This is a genomic window from Paracoccus caeni (assembly GCF_016629665.1).
Taxonomy (GTDB): Bacteria; Pseudomonadota; Alphaproteobacteria; order Rhodobacterales; family Rhodobacteraceae; genus Paracoccus; species Paracoccus caeni.
In genome coordinates this window covers 989197-1005857 of the sequence record NZ_JAEPRQ010000001.1, presented here as the reverse complement: position 1 = coordinate 1005857, position 16661 = coordinate 989197, and the positions used below count along the sequence as shown (strand labels likewise).

Genomic DNA, 16661 nt, shown 5'->3' with positions numbered 1-16661 from the left:
TTCCAAATATCTTTTAGATCGTTCCATTTCGACGAGTCAAACATTTTCATCGCCGAAATCGTCGTTGCGGTTACCCCCGCACCTTCTCCAAAGCGCGGGTCAGGCCGGATATTTCCGGCACCAGCGGGAACAGCACCGCTTGAATCGAGTGATAGATGTCGGGCTTGCCCGAGAATTGGACACCGTCGCGATGCTGATCGGGATACCAGCCGCCACGATCCTCATCGACGAAATGGGCGCAGGCGCTGTCCCAATAGCCTTTGTAATCACCCGCCAAATCCTCGCCGGTCTTGATCAGCACGGCGGCGGTGCCGATTGCTTCGGTCACCGGCCACCAGTAGCGGTTGTCGCGCAGCACCCGCCCCTGCTGATCGACGGTATAGACGACGCTGCCCCCGTCATCGGGCTTCCAGCCATCGGCCCGCGCCTGATGATAAAGGCTTTTCGCCCAATCCAGCAGATCGCCGTCCCGGCGACCGTCCAGATCCCATGCCTGCACCGCCAGCCGCGCCCATTCGAAAGCGTGGCCCGGCGTCGTGCCTGCGGGGCGGAACATCGGATTGCCCTCGTAATCGGGGTCGGGCTGCCAGTTCAGGTCGAAATGCTCGGGCAGCCGCCAGCCATTCGCGGCACCCATTTCACCCACGAAAAAGCGGATCAGGCCAAGAGCGCGGTCCAGAAACAGCCGCTCACCCGTCGCCTCGAAGGCGGCAAGAAACGCCTCGGTGCTGTGCATATTGGCGTTCATGCCGCGATAGTCGGAAATCTCGGACCAGTCGCGGGCATATTCCTCGCGCATGCGCCCGGTCGGGGCGTCCCAATAGCGGCGGTCAATCACCTCGGTGATATCGTCAAGCAACCGGTCGGCATCGGGGTGGCCCAGCACCTTCGCGCCCGCCGCCGCCAGCAAAACGAAAGCATGGCCATAGGCCAGCTTGCTGCCATCCGCGACCTGACCATCAGCACCGAAGGACCAAACATAGCCGCCATGTTCCGCGTCACGGTGACGGTTCCACAATGCGTCCAGCCCGTGATCGATCATCACCGTATCGCCGACCAGCCCGGCCGCATGTCCAAGCGCGAAGGAATGGACCATCCGGCCTGTGGCGTGAAGTTCATGCACCTGATCGGGCAGCGGTCGGCCATCGTCGTCAAGATAGTCGAAGCCGCCATCGGGGTTCAAAGAGCCGCGATAGAATGCGAATTGCTGACCGGCATCCTCGATCAGCCAGTCACGATGTTCTTTGGTTCCCCACTGCCGCGACAGCATAGCACCCCCCTATTTAGCGCTAACGCCGCCGCATAAGGGACGCCAATTCAGCGCGGGTCAATACCGAATATCCGATCCATAGCCTGACTTTCGGGCAGAGATCCATTCACTCGATACGGCCCAGCACGGCGCCGAAGGGCAATGTGGCACCCGCATCAACCTCGCGTTTCAGCCGGCCTGCCCGATGCGCCTCGACCCGGGTTTCCATCTTCATCGCCTCCATGACGGCCACGACATCGCCCGGCTGCACCTCGGCCCCGTCCTCGACCTGCCAGACGGTCAGCGTGCCCGGAACCGGAGCGGTGATCGCGGTCTCATCCACCGCTTCCGTCTGGCTATCAGCAGCTCCGGCTTGGGGCGCGGCGGCCAGCATATTCGCGGGCAAACCAAGCTGATGCCGCTTGCCGTCGATCTCGATGGCGACGCGCAAAAGGTTCGGCGCAGAAGCAGGCGTGACGCGATCATGTGGGGCGACTGCCTCGGCCAGACGGTCGGCGAAGTCGGTTTCGATCCAGCGGGTATGGACGCGGAAATCGCCGTCATCGGCACGGAAATCGGCCTCGGCCAGAACCGCGCGGTCAAAGGGCAGCACAGTCGCCACGCCTTCGATGCGGAACTCTGCCAAGGCGCGGGCGGCGCGTTGCAAAGCCTCGGCCCGTGTCGCGCCGGTCACGATCAGCTTCGCCATCATCGAATCGAAACTGCCAGAGACGTTCGAGCCTGCAACCACACCGCTATCCAGCCGCACCCCCGGCCCGGACGGTGCATCGAAGACGTTGATCGGTCCCGGCGTCGGCAGAAAGCCCCGCGCGGGGTCTTCGGCATTGATGCGGAACTCGATCGAATGGCCGCGCGGTTCGGGCACGTTTTCATCGGCCAGCTTCGCACCGCGCGCTACGCGGATCATGCCGCGCACCAGATCGATGCCGGTGGTTTCCTCGGTCACCGGATGCTCGACCTGAAGGCGGGTATTGACCTCAAGGAACGAGATCGTCCCGTTCGCCGACAGCAGATATTCAACCGTCCCCGCGCCGCTGTAACCGGCATGGGCGCAAATCTCGCGGGCCGAATCGTGGATGCGGGCGCGTTGATCGTCGGTCAGGAAGGGCGCGGGCGCCTCTTCCACCAGCTTCTGGTTACGGCGTTGCAGCGAACAATCGCGGGTGCCGATGACCTTTACGTTGCCATGTTTGTCGGCCAGCACCTGCGCCTCGACATGGCGCGGACGGTCCAGAAACTGCTCGATAAAGCATTCGCCGCGACCGAAGGCGGTCAGCGCCTCACGGGTGGCGGAATCGAACAGCTCTTCAACCTCTTCCAGCCGCCACGCCACCTTCATGCCGCGTCCGCCGCCGCCAAAGGCCGCCTTGATCGCGATGGGCAACCCGTGCTCTTTCGCGAAGGCCAAAGCCTCGTCGCCATTGGCGACCGGGCCGGGCGTGCCCGCGACCAGCGGCGCACCGACAGCCTCGGCGATACGGCGGGCTTCGATCTTGTCGCCAAGCGCCTCGATCACCTTGGGATCGGGACCGATCCAGATCAGACCGGCCTGTTGCACAGCCGCGGCGAAATCGGCGCGTTCCGACAGAAAGCCATAGCCGGGATGGACCGCATCCGCGCCAGCCTTTTTGGCAATGGCGATGATCTTGTCGGCGTTCAGATAGGTGTCGGCGGGCTTTTCGCCGTCCAGCGCATAGGCGTGGTCGGCCATTGCCACGAAGGGGGCATCGCGGTCGCTGTCGGCATAGATGGCGATGCTTTCGATCCCCTCGTCGCGACAGGCGCGGATCACCCGGACGGCGATCTCGCCGCGATTGGCGATCAGCAGGCGGTTCAGCGGTTGCAGGTCGGGGCCTTGGGCGAACAGGGTCATGGCTGGGCCTCACTGGGGTCGATGGGGGCAAAATCTTGGTCGGCGGTGAAACGGATACGCGCGCCGGGCGGGATCTGACCGGCAAGGTCCAGCGCCTTCGGCATCAGCGTCGCGATGACCGGATAGCCGCCGGTCAGCGGATGGTCGGCCAGAAACAGCACCGGCTGACCGGAATGGGGGAGCTGGATCGCGCCGGTCTCGGTCCCTTCCGAGGGTAGCTCATTGGCATCCTCGCGCGTCATCGGCTGCGCGCCTTCAAGGCGGATGCCGACACGAGAGGATTGCGGCGTCACCAGCCATTCCTGCGTCAGGAAATGGCGGATCATCGCGGGCGTGAACCAGTCGGCCCGGGGGCCAAGCGTTACCGGCAGTTCAATCACCTCGCCCGCCTGTGGCAGATCGGCCTGATCTTCGGGCATCGCGGCGGCGAATGTTTTGCCATCCGCCTGCCCAAGCACCGCCCCTTCCTTCAACGCATCCGGCCCGACAAAGGCCAGCGTGTCGGTCGAGGCAGAGCCAAGCACCGGCGCCACGTCATAGCCGCCCCGCAGCGCTAGATAGCTGCGCATTCCCCGCGATGGCGGATGGATCAGCAATTCGTCGCCTTTATCCAGCGCAAAGGCGCCTTGCGGGACCGGCAGCTTGGCGCCGCCCGCGATGATCTCGGCCCGGTCGGCGGCCCCGGTCAGGGCCAGGGTCACGCTGCGATCCGCGCGCAGGCGAACCGGCCCAAGGGTCAGTTCCAGCGCCGGGGCATCGGCGGGATTGCCAACCTGCCGGTTCGCAAGGTGCAGTGCGCCCATGTCCAGCGCGCCCGAGGCCGAAACCCCCTGCCCGCCCTGACCGGGTCGCCCCTCATCCTGAAACACCACCGGGAAGGCGGTCGAGAGGATCGTCAGTGCCGCAGTTTTCGGCGGCTCGGTGATCGCAGCAGAGGGGTGAACCTCGGCCGCCCCCTCGACAAAGCGCGCCCGCACGCCGGGGCGCAGCAGCGCGGGCGGATCGCGGGACAAATCCCACATCGGCACCTTGGTCGTGCCGATCAATTGCCAGCCCCCCGGCGTATCCTGCGGATAGATGCCACAGAACCGCGCCGCCAAGGCGACCGAGCCTGCCGGAATCCGGGTCCGGGGCGCGGGTCTGCGCGGCATATCAAAGCGCGGATCATCGCAGGTCATGTAGGCAAAGCCGGGCGCGAAGCCGCAGAAGGCCACCTGCCAAGTCGTTTCCTGATGCGCGGCGATAACCTCGGCCACCGACAGGCCCATGAAGCCCGCGACATCCTGCAAATCCTCGCCATCATAGGTGACGGGGATCTCGACCGTCTCAATCGGGCCTTCCTCGCGCTCGGTGCCGGGTGCGGGTTTTCTGGCAAGGATCGCCCCGGCCAGCGCAGCATCGGCGGCAAAGCCCGGCGCGGTCCGCACCATCAGCGTGCGGGCGGCGGGGATGATTTCGGCGACGCCCTCGATCGGATCGGCCAGAAGCGCGTCGAACAGAGCCAGCGTTTCGTTCAGATCGGCAAGCTCGACCAACAGGGTCCGTGGACCAACGGGAAGAAATCGCATCGTCACACCTGCCACTCGCTGTCGGGAACGTCGGTGATGAACATATGACCCGGCGCGTGGGTGATCGCAAATGGCGGCTTCGACGCCATCACCGCTGCCTGAGGGGTCACGCCGCAGGCCCAGAAGACCGGCACCTCACCATCGCGGACCTGGACCGGATCGCCGAAATCGGGTTTCGAGAGATCCGCGATGCCCAAGCCCTCGGGCGCACCGATATGGACGGGCGCGCCATGAACCGCAGGAAACCGGCCCGAGATCATCGCCGCCTCGGCCACGCGCGCCGCAGGGATCGGGCGCATCGAGACGACCATCTGTCCATGCAGCCGCCCGGCCTCGCGGCAGGGGCGGTCGGTCAGATACATCGGGACATTGCTGCCCTGCGCGATATGGCGCATCTCGATCCCGGCCTGTTGCAGCGGGGTTTCAAAGGTGAACGAGCAGCCAATCAGGAACGTCACCAGATCGGCATGTTCGGCCCAAACCTCGGTCGCGTCCGGCAATTCATCGGCCAGCACACCATCGCGCCAGACGCGGTAAAGCGGCAGGTCTTTGCGCAGATCGGCCTCGGGGGCCAGCGTGGTCCGGTGGCTGCCGGGATCAGTCACATCCAGAACCGGGCAGGGTTTCGGGTTCCGCTGACCAAACAGCAGAAAGTCCCATGCCCAGTCCTTCGGCAGCGAGATCATATTGACCTGCGTAAAGCCCGGCGCCAGTCCGGCGGTCGGCGCGATCATTCCTGCGCGGCAATCAAGCCGGGCCTTGCGGGCGGTATCCGGATCGGGACGCATCACGCCACCCCCGCGAATGGCGCGATCAGGACGCCCGCCGTCACCAGTTCCTCACGGATACGCCGGGCCATGGCAATGGCACCGTCGCTGTCGCCATGCACGCAGATGCTGTCCGCCTGAAGCGTCAGGGTCGATCCGTCGATGGCTTCCAGCACCCCCTCGCGCGCCAGCCGCACCATGCGGGCGGCGACCAGTTCCGGGTCGTGCAGAACCGCCCCCTTCTCGCGGCGCGAGACAAGCTGGCCGTCGGGCGTATAGGCGCGGTCGCCAAAAGCCTCGGCCACGACGCGCAGACCGGCCTCACGGGCGCGGGTCAGCACCGGCGTTCCGGCAAGTCCCATCAGGACCAGCGAGGGATCGATCTCGCGGATCGCCGCGATCACGGCATCGGCCTGCCGGGCATCATTGGCGATGGTGTTATAAAGCGCGCCATGCGGTTTGACATAGGTTACGCGCGTGCCGGCCGCTTTGGCGATGCCCTGCAATGCGCCGATCTGGTAGATCACATCTGCCGTCAGTTCCGCCGAGGTCACGTCCATCGGACGGCGGCCAAAGCCAACGCGGTCGGGATAGGACACATGCGCACCCACGGCCACGCCCCGTGCAGCAGCCTGATCCACGGTTGCGCGGATGGTCAGCGGATCGCCCGCATGAAACCCGCAGGCGACGTTGGCCGAGCTGACGATCTCCAGCATCGCGGCATCGTCGCCCATTTTCCAGGCGCCATAGCCCTCGCCCAGATCGCTGTTCAAATCGATGGTAGCGGTCATCTTGGTTCCTCCTCGCTGGATCGCGGCGACCGCAAAGGGCCGCCGCGATTATGGCTTACATGGACAGGAAGGCGAAGATCGGCCCGATGGAGCTGAAGCCCATATACCAGGTCAGCAGGCAGACCAGCGCACCAAGATAGAGCAGCGGGCGGTTGTAATGATGCCCGCCCATCAAGTCGGACCGCGCGAAGCCGACATAGGTGAAGATGGTCAGACCGATCGGCAGGATCAGCCCGTTGAAACCGCCCACAAACACCAGAAGCGCGGCAGGCGTGGTGCCGATCATCAGATAGATCGCCAGCGAGACCGAGATGAAAGCGACGGTGCAATAATTGCGGCCCTTCTCATCCATGTCGCGGAAAACGGTGAGGAAGCTGACCGACGTATAGGCCGCCCCGATGACCGAGGTGATCGCCGCCGCCCAGAAGATCAGCCCGAACAGCCGCATCCCGAAACCGCCAAGCGCCGCCGCAAAGGCCTGCCCGGCGGGGTTCGCCGCCTGCCCCGACAGATCCAGCGTCACGCCCGAGGCTACGACGCCAAGGATCGCCAGAAACAGCACGAAGCGCATGACGCCGGTGACCGCAATCCCGGTCAGCGAGGCGCGCGAGACGGCGGCAAGATTATGCGGCCCTGCCAGACCCTTATCCAGCATCCGGTGCGCGCCCGCATAGGTGATGTAACCGCCGACCGTGCCGCCGACGATGGTGGTGATGGTGGCGAAATCGATCACATCGGGGAAGACCGTCTGGCGCAGCGCCTCGCCCACCGGCGGGTTCGAGATCACCGCGACGGCCAGCGTCATCCCGATCATCATCAGCCCCAGAATGATCATCAGCCGGTCAAGCAGCATCCCGGCCCGCTTGGCCAGAAACACCCCGATCGCCAGAAAGGCCGAGATCGCGCCGCCAATCTTCGGGTCCAGCCCGAACATCGCGTTCATACCAAGCCCGGCCCCGGCGATGTTGCCCATGTTAAAGGCAAGCCCGCCGATCACCACCAGCACCGTCAGCAGATAGCCCGATCCCGGGATCGCCGCATTCGCCGTGTCCGAGGCGCGCTTGCCGGTCAGCGCCGTGATCCGCCAGATGTTCAACTGCACCACGAAGTCGATGACAATCGAGGCCAGGATCGCAAAGGCAAAGGCCGCGCCAAGCTGGGCGGTGAAGGTCGCAGTCTGGGTGATGAAGCCCGGCCCGATGGCCGATGTCGCCATCAGGAAGATCGCCGCCATGAAGCCGCCACGCATGGTGGCAGAGGCGGCCGAGGGACTGGTCGGTGCTGGTTCGCTCATCGTCTAGGTTCCCGTTGGAGTGGTGATTTTTATTCGTTGCCGCTGAAACTGTGAGGTCAGAGGGGCGATCCGTCAACAATTATGTGACACTTTATACTAAATTGTTGAACAATAAGACCAAGACAATCCCTTGACTTGCCCGTTTCGCAATCACAACCTGTGCAAATTCGTCCTCTCGACTGGTTCCATGGCCCGATTTTCCGGGTAAAACCGCGAATCAGGGCATTTGTGGCTTTTGCCGGTCCTGACCGCGTGAATGATGACAGGTGCCGAATGACCGAACTGCCGCCCAGCCTTGCCGAAGAAACCGCGGCCCGCATCCGCGAAGAGATCGCGCATGGCAGACTGACGGCGGGACAGAAACTGTCCGAGGCGAAGCTGTCGGCGGAACTGGGCATCTCGCGGAACACGCTGCGCGAGGCGTTCCGGCTGATGACCCGCGACGGCATTCTGGAACACGAACCCAATCGCGGCATGTATGTGGCGACGCCCTCGATGGCCTCGACGCTGGACATCTTCCGCGTCCGCCGCCTGATCGAGATTCCGGCTTTGGCACAGGCATGGCCCCGCCATCAGGCGGTTGCCCGGATGCGCGAGGCGGTGGAACGGGCCGAGGCGTTGCGCGCAAAGGACGACTGGCGCGGCGTCGGCAGCGCCAATATGGATTTCCACATGGGCATCGTGGCGCTGACCGACAGCCCCCGCCTGATCTCGTTCTTCGCGCGGATCGTGGTGGAGTTGCGACTGGCCTTCGGCCTTCTCGACAGCCCCGAGATGCTACACCGCCCCTATATCGAACGGAACCGCCAGATCCTTACGACGCTGGAAGCGGGCAATCCCGAGGAAGCCTCGCAGATATTGGCCGAATATCTGGACCAGTCAGAGCGCGCGGTGATGGCGGCGTTTGCAAGGTTAGGGTGAGGGTCGCCGCATGACGCGGTAGAGCGGCATGGAGATGCCGCCCGCGAGGAGATGTTAGATCTGCGGGACGAAACGGTCGTCCGCTTCTCTCGCGTGGACTTCTTTCGGTTTCGCAGCACTATTGAGTTGAAAAACGAGCGATGGGCATTCGCTATGAAAGGCGCAGATGTCCGCTTCAATCCGCGTTCTCCTCGTCGAAGACGTTTATGTCGAACTGAGATAGAAGCCAGCCGAACGGAAAGCCTTGATCAACGCCGCATTCGGAACACTCTATCCGTTCGGCAATAAAGAAACGTGGCGCGTCCGTCTTTAATAGCCGCATACGTTTCTCACATAAGCCGCATTTAAGAAGCTCACCAAAAGCGGAACGTACGAACCGGGTAATAGGTGCGCTGCCAGAGGCAAACAGAGCCTCGAATGTTCCCAGCGAAGTGAAGAGCAGCCAATTGCGATGGTGGCGGCTGATCTCAGTCATGCGACCGTAAAGATTGATCTGCATGAGAGCGAGAAACTGCAGCACCATTGCGATCTGCTGATAGGTTTCTCCCGAATACACATCGTCGTCTGACGGATTCTTGAAAATGAAATTTATGTTGTAGTTCTCTGTTCGAATTTGGCTGTTTTCCGTGATGAGATGGGTCGCCTTATCAAAGAGTCCCGCGAGCCCGAGCGCGTTCTTCCGGTCAAAGACTGTGTCGTACACCGTATCGGCTTGAACAATGCACGGCCCTTTGCACGCCACCGAGATCGCATCTTTGAGGAGTTGTCTCGTCCGCTGCTCGTCCAGCTCTCTTCGGTTGAGCAGGTTTGCAGCATCACTCTTGAGCTTCGCAAACAGGGCAGTTTCGTCGACGCAAATCTGTGCGGCGATCAGCAGGCTTTCCTTGAAAGGTTTGCGGAGCAGTGAAAAGGCAACAGCGAATTTGCGCTTCTCCAACGCCCGAAGGGCTTCGTAGACGAAATGTAGCAAGTCGGCGTAGAGCGCGATCGCCATATGATTCACGACGATCCGTCGCTCGATCTCGCCCCGTCCTGAGGCCGCAAGGAAATCGAGTACATGCGGGCTATTATCCAGCCTTTCCTGATCGCCCTCAGCAAGATCAATTTTGACGTCGCCGGCACGTGTACTCTCCATCTGCACCAGTAGTCCAACCATGAGATCGTGCAGATGAAAACAGAACTCATGCCGCGCATGGTAGCGCCTTGGCATATGAACCAGCCGGTCTCGTGGAATGATCCCAATCGACTTCATTCAATTCTCCTGTTAAACAAAACCGCCACATTCCGTTATGTAGAATTATCTGCAAAGAATCTCCTTGCAAGGTACGGCGAAGGTCCGGATTCACTACGATCCAGAGAACCGTCCGTCTTCTGGCGTGGCGCTTGCGGTGCACAACAGTCGTGCGGTCTGCAAACGACGTATTCTATAGTTTGGTCCGACGACCGGCCCGGACCGCCTGCTCTGCTGAACATGCAAACAACGCCCGCGGTTCAAAAGACCACATTGAGCCCTTCGCGCTGAGAGAGTCGCGTGAATGTAGCGCCTCGCGATCAACAGCCCAGCCCAGCCACCAGCCTGCATATCCCACCGCATCGCCACGACCTTTCTGCTCGATTCGCCCGACTCCGATCCACCTCAGGCGACACGCCCGCACCATTCCAATTTGCTCGTTTTGAGCGAAATTCAGCCCATCCCCTTGCCGCTGAGCAATTTTTTCATGCCCCGAACAAAGTTTCAGGCCACGCTCCACGAGACCTTGACATTCACGCGACCAATATGTGAGCATTTGCCCACCAGTTTGGCATTTACTTATCCTAGGGGAGGATAGCCTGATGAGCATGATGTGGCGCTCTTTGATGGGGGCCTGTGCAGCGACTGCGCTGGTGTTCCCGGCAGTGGCCGAGACCATCACCATCGCGACCGTGAACAACGGCGACATGATCCGCATGCAGAAGATGACGAAGTCCTTCACCGATGCGAATCCCGACATCCAGTTGGAATGGGTGACGCTGGAGGAAAATATCCTGCGCGAGCGTGTGACCACCGACATCGCCACCAGCGGCGGTCAGTATGACGTGCTGACCATCGGCACCTACGAGGTTCCGATCTGGGCCGCACAGGACTGGCTGGTCGCGCTTGACGATCTGGGCGACGATTACGATGTGGACGATCTGCTGCCGCCGGTCCGCGCGGCGCTTTCGGTCGAAGACACGCTTTATGCGGTGCCCTTCTATGCTGAATCGGCGATGGTCATGTATCGCACCGATCTGGCCGAAGCCGCTGGCGTGACCATTTCGGAAAACCCGACCTGGACCGAGATCAAGGCCGCCGCCGAAGCGATGACCGACAAGGGCAGCGAAACCTATGGTATCTGCCTGCGTGGCAAGCCGGGTTGGGGCGAGAACATGGCCTTCCTGACCGCCATGTCCAACAGCTATGGCGCACGCTGGTTCGATCCCGAATGGAACCCGCAATTCGACAGCGCCGAATGGAACGAGACGCTGACCGACTATCTGGACCTGATGACCAATTACGGTCCGCCGGGCGCGTCCTCGAACGGCTTCAACGAAAACCTGTCGCTGTTCCAGCAGGGCAAATGCGGTATCTGGATCGACGCCACCGTCGCAGCCAGCTTCGTGACCGATCCGGCCAACTCGACCGTGGCTGACAAGGTCGGCTTCGCCAAGTTCCCGAACAAGGACGGCGTTGACAACCACGGCAACTGGCTGTGGGCATGGAGCCTTGCGATCCCGTCCTCGTCCAACTCGCCCGACGCGGCGAAGAAGTTCGTCGCATGGGCGACCAGCAAAGCCTATACCGAAGAAGTCGCAGCCGCCGAAGGCTGGCGCGCGGCACCTCCGGGCACGCGGACCTCGCTGTATGAGAACGCGGAATATCAGGCCGAAGCACCCTTCGCTGCCATGACCCTGACCGCGATCGAGGCTGCCAATACGCAGAAATCCTCGGTTCAGGACATCCCCTATACGGGTGGCCAGTTCGTCGCGATCCCTGAATTCCAGGGCATCGGCACGGCAGTCGGTCAGCAGTTCTCGGCAGCTCTGGCGGGCCAGATGTCGGCAACCGATGCGCTGGCAGCAGCGCAAGCCAACACCACACGCGAGATGACCCGCGCCGGTTACATCAAGTAAGTGGTCGCGCCGCCCGACCTCCCTCGGGCGGCGCAAATTTTTCGGGGCAAGGCTGCGATCCGCGCCATGCCGGAGGAGGGAACCAGCGATGGCGACACGTCAGACACAAAGCCTCGCCAGGCTCATGCGCGCACCTGCGATCATCTTGCTGTTGATCTGGATGCTCGTTCCGCTTGGGATGACGCTTTACTATTCGTTTTTGAATTACAACCTGCTCAGCCCCGGCACGACAAGCTGGGCCGGCTGGTTCAATTACCAGTATTTCTACACTGACCCCGCCTTCTTCCAGTCGATCTGGAACACGCTGGTTCTGGTCCTTGGCGTGCTGCTGATCACCGTCTGCGGCGGCATCGCCATCGCCCTGCTGATCGACAAGCCGATCTTCGGTCAGGGCATCGTCCGCATTCTGGTGATCTCGCCCTTTTTCGTCATGCCGCCGGTGGCCGCGCTGATCTGGAAGAACATGATCATGCATCCCAGCTACGGGGTCTTTGCCGATATCGCGAAATTCTTCGGCGCGACGCCGGTGGACTGGTTCGCCCAATATCCGCTGCTGTCGATCATCCTGATCGTCGCCTGGCAATGGCTGCCCTTCGCCACGCTGATCCTGCTGACCGCGCTGCAATCGCTTGACGGCGAGCAGGTCGAGGCGGCCGAGATGGACGGCGCCAGCGCCTTTGCCCGTTTCACCCACCTGACCCTGCCGCATATGTCGCGGGCGATCACTGTGGTGATCCTGATCCAGACGATCTTCCTGCTGGGCGTCTATGCCGAGATCCTTGTGACCACCAATGGTGGCCCCGGCTATGCCTCGACCAACCTGACCTATCTGATCTACCGCGCCGCACGTCTGAACTTTGACATCGGCGGAGCAGCGGCAGGCGGGATCATCGCGGTCATTCTGGCAAATATCGTCGCCATCTTCCTGATGCGCGCCGTCGGCAAGAACCTGGATTGAGGAACGCACCATGGCACGCGCAGTATCCCGCAATACCAAGATCGGCTACACGATCGCCGCATGGTTCGTCGCCCTGCTGATCTTCTTTCCGATCCTCTACACGATCATCACCAGCCTGAAGACCGAACAAGAGGCGATCTCGGGCTTCAACCTGATCCCATCCTTCACGCTGCAAAGCTACGAGGACGTGCAGTCCCAATACAACTATATCCGCCCGTTCATGAACTCGGTCATCATCGCCGTCGGCTCGACCATCCTTGCGCTGATCGTGGCGATCCCGGCGGCCTGGGCGATGGCCTTTTCGCCGACCAAACGGACCAAGGACATCCTGATGTGGATGCTGTCCACCAAGATGATGCCTGCGGTCGCGGTGCTGGTGCCGATCTACCTGATCTTCCTGCGCACCGGGCTGATGGACACGCGGATCGGCCTGACGGTCATGCTGATGCTGATCAACCTGCCGATCGTGGTCTGGATGCTCTACACCTATTTCCGCGAAATTCCGGGCGAGATCCTTGAAGCCGCGCGGATGGACGGCGCCACGCTTGGGCAAGAGATCGTTTACGTCCTGACGCCGATGGCGGTGCCGGGCATCGCCTCGACCCTGCTTTTGAACATCATCCTGGCGTGGAACGAAAGCTTCTGGACCATCCAGTTGACGACCACGAATGCGGCGCCGCTTTCGGCCTTCATCGCCTCGTTCTCCAGCCCGCAGGGCCTGTTCTGGGCAAAACTTTCGGCAGCATCGGTGATGGCCATCGCCCCGATCCTGATCATGGGCTGGTTCAGCCAGAAACAACTCGTACGCGGCCTGACCTTCGGCGCGGTGAAATAAGGGGTAGGAGCAATGGGAAGCATTACGCTCAAATCGGTCCGCAAGGCCTTTGGCGAGGTCGAGGTCATTCCCGGCGTCGATCTGGAAATCAACGAGGGCGAGTTCGTCGTCTTCGTCGGCCCCTCGGGCTGCGGGAAATCGACGCTGCTGCGGCTGATCGCCGGGCTGGAAGATGTGACCGACGGCCAGATCATGATCGACGGCAAGAACGTCACCGACGCTTCGCCCGCCAAACGCGGGCTGGCAATGGTGTTTCAGTCCTATGCGCTTTACCCGCATATGTCGGTGCGCAAGAACATCGCCTTCCCGCTGAAGATGGCGAAGATGCCCGAGGCAGAGCGTGAAAAGCGTGTCCAGCACGCGGCAGGCATCCTGAACCTCACCGATTATCTGGATCGCCGTCCGGGCCAGCTTTCGGGCGGTCAGCGCCAGCGGGTCGCCATCGGCCGCGCCATCGTGCGCGAACCGTCCGCGTTCCTCTTTGATGAGCCGCTGTCGAACCTTGATGCGGCGCTGCGGGTGAACATGCGGGTCGAGATTTCCGAGCTTCACAAGAAGCTGGCGACGACGATGATCTATGTGACGCACGATCAGGTCGAGGCGATGACCATGGCCGACAAGATCGTGGTGCTGCGCGCAGGCCGGATCGAACAGGTGGGCAGCCCGCTGGAACTTTATCGCAGCCCGGCGAACCGCTTTGTCGGCGGCTTCATCGGTAGCCCGAACATGAACTTCATCGAGGGCGAAGTGGCCGCGAAGATGGGTGCCCATGCCATCGGCGTGCGTCCCGAACATTTCCATATGTCCACCAGCGACGGGTTGCTTGGCGGAACGGTGGGCGTGGCCGAGCATCTTGGCTCGGACACGTTCCTCCACATCGATCTGGACAACGGGCCGCATATCATCGCGCGGGCCGAAGGCGAGTTTCCGGTGCATCACGGCGACCGCGTTTATCTGACCCCGCAAGAGGGCCGTGTTTACCGCTTCGACCAAAATGGTCTGGCTATCTGAGACAGGACGAATGGGATTTCAGGGACAATCGGGCGCCTCTGCGCCTCTGACGGGAGTGCCGCTGATGGACGCTTTGTCGAATGACAGCCTTGCACAGGTGACGCAGCCGGTGCCGGGCTATGACCGGGCGGCGATCAGCGCAGGTATCCTGCATTTCGGCGTCGGCAACTTCTTCCGCGCTCATCAGGCGGCCTATCTGGACCAGTTGATGAACAAGGGTCTTGCGCATGATTTCGGCATCGTCGGTGCCGGGGTCATGCCGGGCGATGTCCGCATGCGCGACACGCTGGCCGCGCAGGATTATCTTTACACGCTGGTCGAGCAATCGGCAGGCGCGTCCGAGGCTCGCGTCCTTGGCCCGATCATCGACTTCATCGCGCCGGGCGATGTGGCCCGCCTGATCGGCACCATGACCGACCCCGCCATCCGCATCGTCGCGCTGACGATCACCGAGGGCGGGTATTTCATCGACGCGACCACCGGGCATTTCAACCCGGCCCATCCGGCAATCGCCGCCGATGCCGCGAATCCGGATGATCCCGGCACCGTCTTCGGCCTGATCGTCGCGGGCCTGAAGGCCCGTCGCATCGCCGGTCATGCCCCCTTCACCATCATGTGCTGCGACAACATTCCCCATAACGGCAAGGTCACCCGCGAAGCGGTGGTGGAAACCGCCCGGCTCAGCGATCCGGTCCTTGCCGACTGGATCGGCGCGAATGTCGCCTTCCCGAACGCGATGGTGGACCGCATCACCCCGGCCACCTCGGACCGCGAACGGGCAATGGTGCGCGACGATTTCGGCATTCCCGACAATGCTCCGGTCTTCTGCGAGGACTTCACCCAATGGGTGCTTGAGGACAATTTCCCCGCAGGCCGTCCGCCGCTTGAAGAAGCGGGCGTCGAATTTGTCGAGGACGTGACCCCGTGGGAGCTGATGAAAATCCGCATCCTGAACGGCGGCCATGCGGTCATCGCCTATCCTGCCGGGCTGATGGACATCCATTTCGTCCACGAAGCGATGGAAAACCCGCTGGTCCGCGACTTTCTGGAAAAGGTCGAACGGGATGAGATCATCCCCGCAGTCCCCCCGGTCCCCGGCACCGATCTTGACGCCTATTTCGCCAAGGTTGCCGAACGCTGCGCCAATCCGAAGATCGGCGACACCGTGCGGCGGCTGTGCCTTGACGGCTCGAACCGGCAGCCGAAATTCATCATTCCGACGATTGCCGACCGGCTGGAACAGGGTCTGTCGATCACCGGGCTGGCGCTGGAATCGGCGCTCTGGTGCCGCTACTGCGCCGGGGTGACGGATTCCGGTCAGGTGATCGAGGCGAACGATCCTAACTGGGACAGGCTCACCGAAACCGCGCAGAGGGCGAAAAATAACCCCTCGGCATGGTTGGAAATGTCGGATATCTACGGCGGAACGGGGCAGAACCCGGTCTTTGCCGCAGCATTCGCCGACTGGCTGAACCGCCTGTGGAGCAACGGGACCGAGGCGACGCTGAAAACATATCTCGGGCAGTGAAAGGCTTTGGCGTGAAGCGTGGGCGCATAGGTGCGGTGATTTTCGATTGCGACGGAGTCCTTGTGGATTCCGAACCGCTGGCGGCGAAGGAATGGGCTTCGGTCCTTGGCGCGATGGGCCTGCCCATCGATATCGACAGGATTTACCGCGAATTTCTGGGCCGCTCGACGGTGACCATGATCAACGCGGCACAGCGCGACTATGATGTCGATCTGCGCCCTGCCCTGCCCGATTTCTCCGTTCGGCTGGAAAATGCGTTTCGCGATTCGCTGACGCCGATCCCCGGCATTGCCGAGGTGCTGGCCGAATTGCGGGTGCCGCATGCGGTCGCCTCGTCCAGCGCCTTTGAGCGGATTCAGCTTTCGCTGGAACTGACGGGCCTTCGCCGGTTCTTCGGCGATCACGTCTATTCCTCGACCATGGTCAAGAACGGCAAACCCGCCCCGGACCTGTTCCTCTTCGCCGCCGACAAACTGGGCGTCGCCCCCGCCGATTGCGTGGTGATCGAGGACAGCCCGGCAGGTGTCACGGCGGCGCAGGCCGCAGGTATGCGGGTGATCGGCTTTCTGGGCGGCAGCCATGCCGAACGCGCGCGGCTGGCCGAGCGGCTGGCGGTGCTGGAACCGGATGCGGTGATTGAACATGCCTCCGATTTACCCAATACTCTGGCTCGGATGAGCTAGGGCCAGAGCCGG

General features: G+C 62.3%; 14 protein-coding genes. 7 read left to right on the top strand and 7 right to left on the bottom strand.

What is annotated here, in order from left to right; all coding sequences use genetic code 11:
- Positions 1-70: 70 nt before the first annotated feature.
- The 6 genes from JJJ17_RS04765 to JJJ17_RS04740 all read right to left on the bottom strand — a co-directional run bounded on the left by JJJ17_RS04765 (position 71) and on the right by JJJ17_RS04740 (position 7563).
- The gene (locus JJJ17_RS04765) at positions 71-1270 is read right to left on the bottom strand and encodes an AGE family epimerase/isomerase (RefSeq protein ID WP_200684144.1); all 1200 of its coding nucleotides are present in this window, start codon (positions 1268-1270) and stop codon (positions 71-73) included.
- Between the two features lie 106 nt (positions 1271-1376).
- Positions 1377-3143 (bottom strand): acetyl/propionyl/methylcrotonyl-CoA carboxylase subunit alpha, encoded by a 1767-nt coding sequence (locus JJJ17_RS04760; protein WP_234463865.1) that lies wholly within the window; start codon positions 3141-3143, stop codon positions 1377-1379.
- Positions 3140-4711, bottom strand: coding sequence for a 5-oxoprolinase subunit B/C family protein (locus JJJ17_RS04755; protein ID WP_200684143.1), 1572 nt, complete (start codon positions 4709-4711; stop codon positions 3140-3142). The genes JJJ17_RS04760 and JJJ17_RS04755 overlap by 4 nt, the downstream gene beginning before the upstream one ends.
- Before the next feature lie 2 nt (positions 4712-4713).
- Positions 4714-5499 (bottom strand): putative hydro-lyase, encoded by a 786-nt coding sequence (locus tag JJJ17_RS04750; protein WP_200684141.1) that lies wholly within the window; start codon positions 5497-5499, stop codon positions 4714-4716.
- Positions 5499-6269: a LamB/YcsF family protein gene (locus JJJ17_RS04745; RefSeq protein WP_200684139.1), complete on the bottom strand. Its 771-nt coding sequence runs from the start codon at positions 6267-6269 to the stop codon at positions 5499-5501. The genes JJJ17_RS04750 and JJJ17_RS04745 overlap by 1 nt, the downstream gene beginning before the upstream one ends.
- Before the next feature lie 55 nt (positions 6270-6324).
- Complete coding sequence (locus tag JJJ17_RS04740) at positions 6325-7563, bottom strand: NRAMP family divalent metal transporter (protein WP_200684137.1); 1239 nt, start codon at positions 7561-7563, stop codon at positions 6325-6327.
- Positions 7564-7836: 273 nt separating this feature from the next.
- Between JJJ17_RS04740 and JJJ17_RS04735 the strand changes: the two genes are divergently transcribed.
- A complete protein-coding gene (locus tag JJJ17_RS04735; protein ID WP_200684135.1) occupies positions 7837-8484 on the top strand; it encodes a GntR family transcriptional regulator in 648 nt (215 codons plus the stop codon).
- Between the two features lie 175 nt (positions 8485-8659).
- On the opposite strand, the gene JJJ17_RS04730 is transcribed toward JJJ17_RS04735, so the two are convergent.
- Positions 8660-9736, bottom strand: a complete 1077-nt coding sequence (locus JJJ17_RS04730; protein WP_200684134.1) for a hypothetical protein — start codon at positions 9734-9736, stop codon at positions 8660-8662.
- A 581-nt stretch (positions 9737-10317) separates the two neighbouring features.
- Between JJJ17_RS04730 and JJJ17_RS04725 the strand changes: the two genes are divergently transcribed.
- The 6 genes from JJJ17_RS04725 to JJJ17_RS04700 all read left to right on the top strand — a co-directional run bounded on the left by JJJ17_RS04725 (position 10318) and on the right by JJJ17_RS04700 (position 16649).
- Positions 10318-11634 (top strand): ABC transporter substrate-binding protein, encoded by a 1317-nt coding sequence (locus tag JJJ17_RS04725; RefSeq protein ID WP_200684133.1) that lies wholly within the window; start codon positions 10318-10320, stop codon positions 11632-11634.
- 88 nt (positions 11635-11722) lie between these two features.
- Positions 11723-12592: a carbohydrate ABC transporter permease gene (locus JJJ17_RS04720; protein WP_200684132.1), complete on the top strand. Its 870-nt coding sequence runs from the start codon at positions 11723-11725 to the stop codon at positions 12590-12592.
- A 10-nt stretch (positions 12593-12602) separates the two neighbouring features.
- Entirely contained in the window at positions 12603-13427 is an 825-nt protein-coding gene (locus JJJ17_RS04715; RefSeq protein ID WP_200684131.1) for a carbohydrate ABC transporter permease, read from the top strand.
- A gap of 12 nt (positions 13428-13439) precedes the next feature.
- The gene (locus JJJ17_RS04710) at positions 13440-14438 is read left to right on the top strand and encodes an ABC transporter ATP-binding protein (RefSeq protein WP_200684130.1); all 999 of its coding nucleotides are present in this window, start codon (positions 13440-13442) and stop codon (positions 14436-14438) included.
- 64 nt (positions 14439-14502) lie between these two features.
- Positions 14503-15966 carry a mannitol dehydrogenase family protein gene (locus tag JJJ17_RS04705; protein ID WP_200684814.1) on the top strand — a complete coding sequence of 488 codons (1464 nt, stop codon included), beginning with the start codon at positions 14503-14505 and terminating at the stop codon, positions 15964-15966.
- Complete coding sequence (locus JJJ17_RS04700; protein ID WP_325168763.1) at positions 15963-16649, top strand: HAD family hydrolase; 687 nt, start codon at positions 15963-15965, stop codon at positions 16647-16649. The genes JJJ17_RS04705 and JJJ17_RS04700 overlap by 4 nt, the downstream gene beginning before the upstream one ends.
- Positions 16650-16661: the final 12 nt, after the last annotated feature.